At 71.1% G+C, this 13063-nt stretch carries 7 protein-coding genes; 2 read left to right on the top strand and 5 right to left on the bottom strand.

Going from position 1 to position 13063, the window contains the following annotated elements:
• Nucleotides 1-44: 44 nt before the first annotated feature.
• Entirely contained in the window at nt 45-1229 is a 1185-nt protein-coding gene (locus AB0M73_RS33200; protein WP_363899100.1) for a macrolide family glycosyltransferase, read from the bottom strand.
• A 232-nt stretch (nt 1230-1461) separates the two neighbouring features.
• Here AB0M73_RS33200 and AB0M73_RS33195 point away from each other — a divergent pair, with 232 nt between their 5' ends.
• Together AB0M73_RS33195 and AB0M73_RS33190 are read left to right on the top strand one after the other, a co-directional pair.
• The gene (locus tag AB0M73_RS33195) at nt 1462-1944 is read left to right on the top strand and encodes a MarR family transcriptional regulator (protein ID WP_363899096.1); all 483 of its coding nucleotides are present in this window, start codon (nt 1462-1464) and stop codon (nt 1942-1944) included.
• Nucleotides 1945-2020: 76 nt separating this feature from the next.
• Complete coding sequence (locus AB0M73_RS33190) at nt 2021-3493, top strand: MFS transporter (RefSeq protein WP_363899093.1); 1473 nt, start codon at nt 2021-2023, stop codon at nt 3491-3493.
• 102 nt (nt 3494-3595) lie between these two features.
• Here AB0M73_RS33190 and AB0M73_RS33185 read toward each other — a convergent pair whose 3' ends face one another.
• The 4 genes from AB0M73_RS33185 to AB0M73_RS33170 all read right to left on the bottom strand — a co-directional run.
• Nucleotides 3596-5146 (bottom strand): bifunctional 3-(3-hydroxy-phenyl)propionate/3-hydroxycinnamic acid hydroxylase, encoded by a 1551-nt coding sequence (locus tag AB0M73_RS33185; protein WP_363899091.1) that lies wholly within the window; start codon nt 5144-5146, stop codon nt 3596-3598.
• Between the two features lie 4 nt (nt 5147-5150).
• A complete protein-coding gene (locus AB0M73_RS33180; RefSeq protein WP_363899088.1) occupies nt 5151-5930 on the bottom strand; it encodes an arylamine N-acetyltransferase in 780 nt (259 codons plus the stop codon).
• A 23-nt stretch (nt 5931-5953) separates the two neighbouring features.
• On the bottom strand, nt 5954-9010 hold the full coding sequence (locus tag AB0M73_RS33175) for a beta-ketoacyl synthase N-terminal-like domain-containing protein (protein ID WP_363899255.1): 3057 nt from the start codon (nt 9008-9010) through the stop codon (nt 5954-5956).
• Nucleotides 9011-9031: 21 nt separating this feature from the next.
• Nucleotides 9032-13063: type I polyketide synthase (locus tag AB0M73_RS33170; RefSeq protein WP_363899085.1), on the bottom strand; the 4032-nt coding region annotated here is incomplete at its 5' end.

The raw sequence follows: 13063 nt of genomic DNA, 5'->3' as shown, positions 1-13063 counted from the left end.
GCCACGACAAAGGGCCCCGCACGAGCGGGGCCCTTTGTCGTGGCTCAGGCCGAGGCGAGTCGGTTCTCGATCAGGGTGGCGGCCTCGGCAGCGCCGCCGGCCCGCCGGATCTCCTCGGCCATCAGCTGCGCCCGCTCGGTGAACTCCGCATCGGCCGCCACCTGCAGAACTGCGGCGCGCATGGTCTCCGCGGTGACGTCGGCCGGCCGCAGCACCACGCCGAGCCCGAGGTCGGCGAGCCGGTCGCCGTTGGGGATGACGTCGGGGAACGGCGGCACGGCGATCATCGGCCGGCCGAACCGCAGCGCTTCCATCACGCCGCCCATGCCGGCGTGGGTGATGGCCATGCCGGCGTGTTCGAGCACGTCGAGGTGTTGGAGCCAGCGGTGCACCTCCACGTTGTCCGGCAGTTGGCCGAGTGCGGCCGGGTCGATGCCGTTACCTACGGAGATGACGGCGTGCCAGTCGAGACCGGCGAACGCGTCGATGGTGGCGCGGAAGAAGCTCTCGTTGCGGTTGTTCACGGTGCCCAGCGACACCAGCGCCACCGGCAGGCCGCTGGCCGGCGGCTGCCACTCGCCCAAGAAGCTGCGGTCGGCCAGACACGGTCCGACGAACGCGAAGCGCTGGTCGAAGGTGTCCCCCGCCGGCTGGAACGCCCGGGGCACCAGCACCACGTTGAGATCCTCGACATGCCCCATGAAAGTGGGGATGTCCTCGTCGAACCCGTTCTCGGCGATCATTCCGGCCAGCAGCCCGCCGAACTCGGCCATCGCCGGGGTCGCCAGGTCCACCGGGCCGGCCGCCTTCATCATCGCCATGACGAAGGAATAGTGCTCGTTGGACGCGAACACCGGGTACAGCTGGATTCCCGGCCGGTCGAAACGGCGGGAAAGCACCCGACCCGCCTGCAGCGTCGCATTGTCGTACACGACGACGTCCGGCACGTCGTCGGACAGCTTCGTGGCGGCCGCGTCGATCAGGGCCAGGCTTTCCTTCAGGAACAGCAGCGGCGCCTGGCCCGAGTTCTCACCGCCGACCACCGAAACCGGATCCACCGAGTCGTAGGGCAGCACCGTCGCGCCGACGGACTCGGCCCTCGACACGAATCCACCCATGGTCGGATAGGTGACGCGATGCCCCCTCCGAACCAGTTCCGACGCCAACGCCAACGTCGGGAACACGTGCCCATTCGCCGGAATTGTCAACAACAGAACATGGTAGCCCATGGCTTTCATCCATTCGTAGGCCAGCGCGGTGCGACGCGCGGAATTCGGCGAATGACACACGAGTTCGATCTCATGTGGACGCTATCGACGAACCAGTGACCGGCCAACCCCTATGTACGCCCTCAACCGGGCACGGCCATCGCCGCGGCGATGGCCGCCAACTCGTCTACCAGCGGGATCATCCGGTCGAGGACTATCCGCTCCGGACCTTCCCGCGGGTAGCATGGGGCCCATGCCCCGCACCAAGACCGCAGCTCCCGAGACCGACCTGATGTTTCTGCTGTCGTGGGCCAGCCACGCGTTGGCCACCGAGCAGACCGCGGGCCTCGCCGATCTGGGCATCACGCCGCGTGCGCACTGCGTCCTCTACAAGGCGCTGGACGGCACCCGCACCCAGCGGGAACTGGCCGACATGTGCGGCCTGGACAAGACGACCATGGTCGTCACGATGGACGAGCTGGAGAAGGCCGGCCTGGCCGAGCGCCGCCCGTCGGCCACCGACCGGCGGGCCCGCATCATCCACGTGACGGCCAAGGGCCTCGAGGTGATCGCCGCGGCCAACGAGATCGTCGAACGCATCCAGGACGACGTGCTGTCCTCGCTGCCGGCCCGCCAGCGCGAGGCGTTCACCGGCGCGCTGATCACGCTGGTCAACGACCGGCTGGCCAGCCTGGTGCCGTGCGAGCGGCCGCCCCGCCGCCCGTCGGCAAAATAAGTCCGAACCAGATCATCTAGAAATAGATCATCTGCTACGGTAGCTTCCGAGGACAGGAACCCTTGGAGGCCACCGCATGTCAACGACCCTGCCCACGACCAGCCGGGCGCGCTGGCTCGCGTTCGGCGTCCTGTGCTCCGTGCAGCTGATGGTGATCATCGACACGAGCATCGTGAACGTCGCCCTGCCGTCGATCCAGTCGGAGCTCGGCTTCACCCAGTCCGGCCTCGGTTGGATCACCAACGCCTACACGATCGCCTTCGGCGGCCTGCTGCTGCTGTCCGGCCGCCTCGGCGACCTGATCAGCCGCAAGCGCATGTTCATCGCCGGGCTCGTGGTGTTCACGCTGTCCTCCCTGCTGTGCGGGGTGTCCACGTCCCAGGTGATGCTGGTCGCCGGGCGCTTCCTGCAGGGCGCGGGCGCCGCCATGGCGGCCGCGGTGGTGATGGGCATCGTGATCACGCTGTTCACCGATCCCCGCGAGCTGGGCAAGGCCATCGCCGCGTTCAGCTTCGTCGGCGCGGCCGGTGGCTCGCTCGGCGTGCTCGCCGGCGGCGTGCTCACCCAGGGCATCAACTGGCACTGGGTCTTCTTCATCAACGTGCCCATCGGCATCGCGGCCTCGCTGTTCGCCGTGCCGCTGGTCAAGGGGGACAAGGGACTCGGTCTGTCCGAGGGCGTCGACATCCCCGGCTCGATCCTGGTCACCGCCGGCCTGATGCTGGGCGTCTACACCATCGTCGAGGTGCCGATCTACGGCTGGGTCTCGCTGCCCACCCTCGGCCTCGGCGCCGTGGCCGCGCTGCTGCTGGCCGGCTTCGTGGTCCGGCAGGCCACCGCGGCCAAGCCGCTGGTGCCGCCGACCCTGTTCCAGTCCCGCAACCTCACCGGCGCCAACATCGTGCAGCTGCTGTTGGTCGCCGGCCTGTTCGGCTTCAACTTCCTCGGCACGCTGTATCTCCAGGAAGTGTTGGGCTACAAGCCGATCGAGGCGAGCCTCGCGTTCCTGCCGCTGGCCCTGACGCTGGCCGTGGTCTCGCTGGGACTGTCGACCCGGTTCACCATGAAGTTCGGGCCGCGCACCGCGCTGCTGACCGGTCTCGCGCTCATCACCCTCGCGCTGCTGTTGGCCGCCCGGGCCCCGGTCCAGGCCAACTACCTGGTGGACGTGCTGCCGATGGCGGTGCTGCTCGGCGCGGGCGCCGGCCTGACCATGCCGGCCGTGATGGCGATGGCGATGTCCGTCGCCACGCCGACCGACGCCGGCCTGGCCTCCGGCGTGGCCGGCACGTCCGGCCAGATCGGCGGCGCGCTGGGCCTCGCGATCTTCGCCGCGCTGGCCAGCGGCCGCACCGAGGACCTGACCGCGACCGGATCCTCACAGCTCGACGCCCTCAACGGCGGCTTCCACCTGGCCTTCCTGGTCTCGGCCTGCGTTGTCGTGCTGGGCATCGTGGTCGCAGCCACGGTGCTGCGCAACACCCCGATGATGGCCGGTCCGCCGCCGGCCGCCGAAGAGCCTTCGACGGCAGAGGGCATCCCGTCCTGACCCCTCAGGATCAACGGTCCCGCTTCCCCTCCTGGACCGGCCCGGCCGTCGACGCGAAACGCCGGTGACCCCAGTGGTCACCGGCGTTTTTCGCGTTCCCGGTCAGCTCAGCAGCGCCACCGGCGAGAGCAGCCCGCGCAGTCGGATCGTCACCAGCTCGCTGAGCACGATGCCGTCGCTCGCGCCGCCGAAAGCGTAGAAGTCCGGCCGCACCAACACTCCCACGGCCTTCACCTTGTCCAGAAAGGACAGATAGACGCCGTCGACGTCCACCACGCCGCCCCTGGTCCCGGCCGGAACCACATGGACCACCTCGGCGTCGAGGTCCCGCAGGTAGGCCGAGGCCTCCTCGGTGAGCAGCCGTCGGGGATCGTCGGCCACCAGCAGCACGAAGCGGTGCCCGACGATGTCGTCGAGCAGCCCCGTCCGGCCGTCCCGCTCGATCCGGCCCTGCGGCACCAGCGTGCCGGCGGCGGCCGTGCCCTCGGCCAGCAGGCCGGTGGTGAGCGGGTGGTAGACCGCCGACTGCTGCTGCGGCCTGCCCTCGTTGCGCTTGCGGGTGGCGATCATGACCAGGTCTCGGTCGGCCGCCGCCTTCGCGTCCGGCTGGCAGATGACCTTGCCCAGGTTCACCGACATGTCGATGGCGTGCCGGACGTGCGCCCGCCGTTCGTCGGTGTAGGTGTCCAGCAGCGCCACGTCCGCCTGGTTGGCCAGCACCAGGTCCAGCTTCCAGGCGAGGTTGACCGCGTCCCGGAACCCGGAGCACATGCCCTGCCCGGCGAACGGCGGCATCAGGTGCGCGGAGTCGCCGGCCAGCAGCAGCCGGCCCACGCGCCACTGGTCGGCGAAGCGGGCCTGGAACCGGTACACCGAGTGCCGCTGGACGGTCGCGTTGTCCGGCGTCATGTCGAACGGCGCGAGCAGCCGCCACGCCGTCTCGATCCGGTTGAACTCCTCCAGGTCCTCACCCGGCAGCCGCATGAACTCCCAGCGCCGATGGCCCGGCCCGGCCGACACCGCGGTGCTCGGCCGGGCCGGGTCGCAGATCTGGAGGTTGTTCGGGCTGAACTCCCGAGGTTCGTGCGGCACGACGTCACACGTGAGCCAGTCGCTGGCGAAGTCGAGGTCGGTGACGCCGACCCCCATCCGCTCGCGCACGAAGCTGTTCGCCCCGTCGCAGCCGATCACCCACTTCGCGGTCAGCCGCAGGGTGTTCTCCCCCACCGCCTCCACCTCGACGCGGTCGCCGTGATCGGTCACCGACTCCACCCGGTAGCCGCGCAGCACGCGCAGCCCCGGTTGCCGGGCGCCCCGTTCGGCCAGCCGGTCCTCCAGCCCCGGCTGGTACATCGACGTCGAGTCCGGCCAGCCGCAGGGACCGTGCTCGGCGACGTCGACCCGCAGCAGCGTGTCGCCGGCGGCGTTGCGCCACACGTAGTCCCGCGACGGCTCGCCGAACCGCGCGATGTGGTCGCCGACACCGGCGGCCGCCAGCACCCGGGCCGACTCGCCGTCGAACGAGACGGCCCTCGGCATGGTGAACGGCTCCGGCCACTTCTCCACCACCGTCACCGACCAGCCCCGCTGCGCCAGCAGGATCGCGGTGACCTGGCCGACCGGCCCGTAGCCGACGATCAGCACGTCCAGCATGCGTTCAGCCGACCGGGTGCAGGATGTCGCGCACGGTCTGCTCGAGCTGGCCCGAGTCGACCACGACCTTCACGGTCTCGGCGCCGTCCGCCACCCGCAGCAGGCGGCGGCCGATCAGCACGATCTGGCCGTTCTCGGTGCCACGGCTGCGGATGAAGGTGCCGACCGCGATCAGGTCCGGCGGGAACTCGACCAGCTTGGGGTCGGGGTTGTGCCAGTCGGTGATGTCGCGGAACTCCCGGTGGAACCGGTAGATCGGCAGCCAGTCGCCGGTCGCGGGCTTGCGCAGGACCACGGTGTAGCCGTCCCGCTCCTCCATCCGGTACTGCACGCCGTGTTGCTCCTGGACCTCCTCGGTGATCCGCAGCGGCTCGATGTAGTGCGGGCCGGCGATGCCCACGTCGACCAGCCACAGCTCGCCGTCGAGGCGGACGCAGCCGAAGATGTGCTCCAGGTCGGGGCCGAAGCCGCCGTCGACCTGGCGCACCGCGCCGGCCAGGATCCCGTACTCGTAGCCGAGCCCGGTGAGCAGGTGTCGCATGAGCCCGTTGAGCTCGTAGCAGACGCCGCCACGGCCCTCGATCACGATCTCCTGGAAGATCCGGTCCACATCGATGTCGACGTCGTCCCACAGCGAAAGGCCGCGGTCCTCGCCGGCGTTCACCGAGTTGTCGAAGGGGATCATCATCAGGTGGCGGCGCTGGATCTCGCGCAGCGTGGCCAGGTTCGGCTCGGTGCCGCCGGTGTGACCGATCTTGGCCAGGTACTTGTCGATGTCGAACACGGTTCGCTCCAGTTGTCGATCGGTCACAGTGCGAGCACGGCGCGCAGGTGGTCAACCAGCATCGCCGGGGTCGGGTGGTCGAACAGCAGCATCGGGGTCAGCGTCAGCCCGGTCAGCTCGCAGAATCGGTTGCGCAGCTCGACCGCGCTCAGCGAGTTGAAGCCGATCTCGAAGAACGGGCTGTCCGGCCCGACCTCGGCGGTGGCCGCCTCGCCCAGCGCGATCGCCGTCTCGGTGATCACGAGTTCGGACAGCACCTTGTTCTGCTCGTCCGCGGACAGCCCGGCCAGCCGGTCGGCCAGCGACTCCGACTGACCCTCATCTGATGACACGGCGTGTGTCACCTCCATCGCATTACCTCCGGAAACCAGCCAGAATCGCTTGTGGTCAAAGGAATAGGACGGCAGCGCCACCGGGCGCGGCCCGCTCGGCGCGAAGAACCGGCCCCAGTCGACGGCGACGGCCCGCGCGTGCAGCCGGCCGAGTGCGCCGACCACGTCGGCCACCTCCGTGTCGGCCCCACGCAGCACCGGGACGGCGGCGGTGGCCGTCGGGTCGCCGGTGAGGCAGTGCGGCACCATACCGGTGAGCACGCCGCTCGGGCCCAGTTCGAGGAACGTCGTGACGCCCCGCTCCTCCAGCGTGCGGATGCCGTCGAGGAATCGGACCGGCAGCCGCACGTGCCGCACCCAGTAGTCCGGCGAGCGCAGCTCCCCGGTCTCGGTGAGCCGTCCGGTCACGTTCGACACGACCGGCAGCGAGGGCTCGTCGAACCGCACGTCGGCGAGGGCCTCCGCGAACTCCGCCATCATGTCGTCCATCCGTGGCGAGTGCCCGGCGTGCGACACCGCCAGCCGCTTTGTCTTGCGCCCCAACGAGGAGAAGTGCTCGGCGACGGCAAGCGCGTCCTGTTCGTCGCCGGAGACGACGATCGAGGTCGGGCCGTTGAGGCCGGCGATGCTGACCCGCGGCGTGAGCAGCGGGGTCACCTCGTCCTCACCGGCCTGCACCGCGATCATCGCGCCGCCGGTGGTCGGCAGCCCCTGCATGAGCCGGGCCCGTGCGGCGACGAGCGTCGCGGCGGCGGGCAGGTCGAGCACGCCGGCCACGTGCGCGGCGGCGATCTCGCCGATCGAGTGGCCCGCGACGAAGTCCGGCCGAATGCCCCAGGACTCCACCAGCCGGAAAAGCGCCACCTCGATCGCGAACAGGGCGGGCTGGGTGTGGATGGTGCGGTTGAGGTCGGTCGGGTCGTCATCGAACACGACATCGGCCACCGGCCGGTCGACATGCCCGTGCAGCGCCTTGTCCAACGCCAGGCATGCCTCGTCGAACGCCTGCGCGAACACGGGATACGTCGCGTGCAGGCCGCGCCCCATCTGCGCCCGCTGGCTGCCCTGCCCCGAGAACAGGACGGCGAGCTTGCCGGCCGCCGCGCGTCCGGTGATCAGGTTGGCGGCCGATTCCCCGCGGGCCAGCGCGCCGGCCCCGGCGACGGCCTCGGCCCGGTCCGCCGCCACGATCACGGCACGGTGGTTCCAGCTCGGCCTGGCGGTCAGCAGGGAGAAGGCGACGTCGACGAGGTTGTCGTCACCGTTGTCGAGCAGCGCCACGAGCCGCTCAGCCTGGCCCCGCAACGACTCCGGGCTCTTCGCCGACAGGACGAGGGGGACGGTGGCGTTCGGCGTGACGCGAGGCTCGGCGGGGATCTCGGGCGCCTGCTCCACGATCACGTGCGCGTTGGTGCCACTCACCCCGAACGACGACACACCGGCCCGACGGACCCGATCCACCATCCAGGGAAGGGACTCCGTCAGCAGCGAGACCTTGCCCGTCGACCAGTCCACCTTGCTGGACGGCGCGTCCACGTGCAGCGTCTTCGGCAGCACGCCGTGCTGGATCGCCAGCACCATCTTGATCAAGCTGGCGGCGCCGGCGGCGGCCTGCGTGTGGCCGATGTTGGACTTCACCGACCCCAGCCACAAGGGCGCATCGCGGTCCTGGCCGTACGTGGCCAACAACGCCTGCGCCTCGATCGGATCACCCAACGTGGTCCCGGTCCCATGCGCCTCCACCACATCGACATCCCTCGCCGACAGACCGGCCGAGGCCAGCGCCGACCGAATCACCCGTTGCTGCGCGGGGCCGCTCGGGGCGGTCAGGCCGTTCGACGCGCCGTCCTGGTTCACCGCCGAGCCACGGACGACCGCCAACACCTCGTGCCCGTTGCGACGTGCGTCCGAGAGCCGCTCCAGCAGCACCAGGGCGACGCCCTCGGACCATCCCGTGCCGTCGGCCGCGTCCGCGAAGGACTTGCAGCGCCCGTCGACGGCCAGCGCGCGCTGGCGGGCGAACTCCACGAAGGTGGACGGAGTCGCCATCACCGCGACACCACCGGCCAGGGCCAGCGAGCAGTCGCCGTTGCGCAGCGCCTGCGTGGCGAAGTGCAGCGCCACCAACGACGACGAGCAGGCGGTGTCCAGGCTGACCGCCGGGCCCTCCAGCCCCAGCGTGTACGACACGCGGCCGGACAGCACGCTGCCGGAGTTGCCCACCCCGAGGAAGGTGTCCACCCCTTCGGGAACGCTCGTCAGATTCGTGGCGTAGTCCTGGTACATCGACCCGAAGAACACGCCGGTGTCGCTGCCGCGCAACGAGGTCGGGTCGAGGCCGGCCCGTTCGAACGCCTCCCACGACACCTCCAGCAGCAGCCGTTGCTGGGGGTCCATGGCCAGCGCCTCGCGGCGTGGGATGCCGAAGAACTCCGGATCGAATCCGGCGGCGTCGCGGAGGAATCCCCCTTCGCCCACATAGGTCTTGCCCGGCGTGTCGGGCGTCGGGTCGACGATGTCCGGGTCCCAGCCGCGATCGGTCGGGAACGGCTCGAGTGCGTCGACGCCGTCGGCGACCAGCCGCCACAGCTGTTCCGGCGTGGTGACACCGCCGGGCAGCCGGCAGGCCATGGACACGATGGCGATCGGCTCGGTCGTCATCGCCGTCAGGCGCTGGTTGTCCTGCTGCAGCCGTTCGTTGTCGAGCAGCGCGGCGCGTAACGCCTCGACCAGCTTGTCGCTGGACACAGTCATGCTTGCCTTCTCCCCTCAGCTCGCGACGCCGCGCAGCGCGCGGGCCACGAGGTCGTCGGCGTCCATCGACACGATCAGTTCCGACTCGTCGGCGGTCGGCCCTTCCGTCGGCGCCGCGGCCGGGGCATGGTCGGTTTCGGCCAGCCGCAGCAGCGGGTCGAGCAGCCCGGCCTCGGACAGGCGGGTGATCGGCACGGTGGCCAGCAGCCGCCGCAGCCGCACCTCACGGGGGTCGCCGGACGCGCCGAACAGCTGCGTCTCCAGGTGCCGGGCCAGCGCCAGCGGAGTCGGGTGGTCGAACACCAGGGTCGCCTCCAGCCGGACGGCGGTGCCCTCGCTGAGCCGGTTGCGCAGTTCGACCGCGGTCAGCGAGTCGAAGCCCAGGTCGCGGAACACCTGGTCCGGCGGGATCATCGCGACGTCGCCGTGGCCGAGCACGGCCGCCGCGTTCTCCCGCACCAGCGCCACCAGCGCCTCCCGACGGTCCACTTCGGACATCCGGGCCAGCCGCTCCGGGAGCGGGTCGGCCGGGCGGACCGCGGCCGGGCGGACCGTCTGCCGGGCCGGCCGCAGCACCGAGCTCAACAGCGGTCGCACCGGCCCGGTCGCGGTGTGGGCGAGTTTGACGGGCACCAGCACCGCCTGCTCGCCGGCGAGCGCGGCGTCGAACGCCGCCATGCCTTCGGCTTCGGACAGCGCGAGCACGCCGCTGCGGGCCACTCGGTCGAGATCACCCTCCCCCAGGTCGCCGGCCATGCCGCCGGCCTGCGCCCACAGCCCCCAGGCCAGCGACACCGCCGGCAGCCCGGCGGCTCGGCGCTGCGCGGCCAGACCGTCGAGGAAGCCGTTGGCCGCCGCGTAGTTCGCCTGTCCAGGGCCGCCGAACACCCCGGCGACCGAGGAGAACAGCACGAAGGCACCGAGGTCCAAGCCGGCGGTGAGCTCGTGCAGGTGCCATGCGGCGTCGGCCTTGGGACCGAACACGGCATCGACCCGCTCACCGGTCAGGTTGGTGAGCACGCAGTCGTCGAGCACGCCGGCGGTGTGCACGACGGCCCGCAGCGACGAGCCGACACCGGCAACCAGGTCCGCCAACGCCGCCCGGTCGGTGACATCGCAGGCGGTCACGTCGACCCGCGCGCCCAGTGCGGTCAGCTCCTCGACCAGGTCGCGGGCACCCGTGGCGGCAAGTCCACGCCGGCTGGCCAGCACGAGATGCCGAACTCCATGGCGAGTCACGGCATGCCGGGCGACGAGAGCGCCCAGCGCGCCCGTGCCACCGGTGATCAGGACCGTGCCTTCGGGATCAAGGCTGCCGCCGGGGGCGACGGCTCGGGTCAGCCTCGGCACGAACAGCTCGCCGCCGCGCACCGCCACTTCGGGCTCGCCCACGCCGACCGCCCGCCTGGCGGCCGCTGCACCGTCCTCGTCGGCGGCCAGCGACATCAGCACGATCCGGTCCGGGTGCTCGGCCTGAGCGGAGCGGACCACCGCCCGAACGGCGTGGGCGGCCGGCGTGTCCTCATCCGCGGTGGCCACGACCAGCGCGGACGGTCCCGCGAGGAAGGTCCGCAGTTCGTCGACGGCGCGGCCGACCAGCGTCCGCGCGTCGTCCGAGCCCCGCAGGTCCAGAACCACCGGGTTCCCCTGCGCCACACTGGATTCCGCGGCCTTCACCCAGTCGATCCGGTACACGTTCCTGGCCGGGGCGCGGCCGCCGTCGACGGCGCGGGACACGAGCGACCCGACCTCGGCCACCGGCCGGCCCATGTGGTCGGCGAGTTCCAGCGTCACGTCGTCGGGTCCGTTGGACGACACCCGCACCCGCAGGCGAGTCGCGCCGGAAGCGTGCACCCGCACCGACTTCCACGCGAACGGCAGCCGCGGCTGGTCTCCCGTCGTCGCGTGCAGCGCCGCGTCGAACAGCGCCGGATGCAACCGGAAGCCGTCGCCCACCGGCACTTCCACCTCGGCGAACGTCTCGTCGCCGCGCCGCCACATCGCGTGCAGGCCTTGAAAGGACGGGCCGTACTCGTATCCGGCCGCGGCGCGGTCGGAGTAGAAGTCGCTGACATCAACGGGTTCGGCGTCCGGCGGCCAGGCCACGAGGTCGAACAGGGGCGGTTCGGCCTTCTCGGCGAGCCAGCCGGTCGCGTGCCGCTCCCAGGGCACCTCGGGCTCGGCACGGGAGAAGACGGTCACCGGCCGGCGGCCGAGAGTGTCCTGTTCCCCCACCACGACCTGGAGGTCCACGCCGTCCCGCTCGGACAGTGGCAGAGGCGCCTCGATCACCAGCTCGTCGACCACGGACCAGCCGATGGCGTCGCCGGCGCTGGCCGCCAGCTCGACGAAAGCCGTGCCGGGAACCAGGACCTGTCCGGCCACGACGTGGTCGGACAACCACGGCTGGGAGCTCACGGACAGCCGGCCGGTGCACAGGACGCCGCGGTCGTCGGCCATCGGGACCACGTGGTCCAGCAGCGGGGAGTGCGACGCTCCTTGCTCCAGCCAGAACCGGTGGCGCTGGAACGCGTAGGTCGGCAGGGTGATCCGCTTCGCGCCGGCCCACAAGGGGGCCCAGTCGACGGCGGCGCCCCGCACGTGCAGTTCCGCCAGTGCCGTCAACAGGGTCTCCGCTTCGTCCTGCTTCGCGCGCAGGGCGGAGACGAACGCCGCGTCCTCGACGCAGTCCGGCCCCATCGCCGTCAGGACGCCGGCCGGCCCCAGTTCGAGGAAGGTCGTGGCGCCTCGACGCCGCAGTTCCCTCACCGCGTCCAGGAAACGCACCGGGCGGCGGGCGTGGTCGGCCCAGTAGTCGGCGTTCGTCGGCGCGGCCCCGACCGACAGTGTGGAGACCATCGTGAGGCTCGGCGGCCCGTACGACAGACCGGACGCGACGGCACGGAGGTCGGCCAGCACCCCGTCCATCAGCGGGGAATGGAACGCGTGCGAGACCTCAAGGCGCTTCGTCTTGCGCCCCGACGCCTCCATGCTCGTGGCGAGCGCGAGAACCTCGTCCTCGTCCCCGGAGACGACCACCGCGTCCGGGCCGTTGACGGCGGCGATGCCGACACCGGCCGTGAGCAGCGGGGTCACCTCGTCCTCCGTCGCGCGGACCGCGACCATCGCACCACCCGCGGGCAGCGCCTGCATCAGGCCGCCACGGGCCGCCACGAGTCGCGCGGCGTCGGCCAGGCCGAGAACCCCGGCGACATGGACCGCCGCGATCTCGCCGACCGAGTGCCCGGCCACGAAGTCCGGGCGCACGCCGAACGACTCCACCAGCCGGAACAGCGCCACCTCGACGGCGAACAGGGCCGGCTGGGTGAACGCGGTCTGGTCAAGCTCGCCCTTCTCGCCGAACACCACGTCGCGCAGCGACCGGCCCAGCAGCGGGTCGAGTTCGGCGCACACCTCGTCAAACGCCTTGGCGTACATCGGGAACTGCTCGTACAGCCGGCGGCCCATACCGACCCGCTGGCTGCCCTGACCGGTGAAGATCACGGCCAGCCGTCCGCCCGTCACGGCACCACGAACCACCGCCGGCGACGCCGATCCATCGGCGAGCGCCCGGACGCCGTCCAGCGCCCCATCTCGATCAGCGGCCAGCACAACGGCACGGTGGTCCAGCGCCGCGCGGGTGGTGGCGAGCGAGAAGCCCACATCCACCTGCGAGGCCTGATGTCCGTCCACAAGAGACGCCAGCCGCTCCGCCTGCGCGGTCAACGCCTCCGGCGTCTTCCCGGACAGGACCCACGGCACGACCGGCGCATCGAACTGAGCTTCCGTCTCACCGGCCGGCTCCTCGTCGGCCTGCTCCAGGATCACATGGGCATTCGTCCCGCTGACCCCGAACGACGACACACCGGCCCGGCGGACCCGATCCACCGTCCAGGCAACGTTCTCCGTCAACAGCGACACATTGCCGGCGGACCAGTCGATGTGCGAGGACGGCGTGTCGACATGCAACGTCCTCGGCAACACACCATGCCGCATCGCCAACACCATCTTGATCACACCAGCAACACCGGCAGCCGCCTGCGTGTG

This window comes from Kutzneria sp. NPDC051319 (assembly GCF_040682195.1).
Taxonomy (GTDB): Bacteria; Actinomycetota; Actinomycetes; order Mycobacteriales; family Pseudonocardiaceae; genus Kutzneria.
This window is presented reverse-complemented; position numbering and strand designations above follow the sequence as displayed.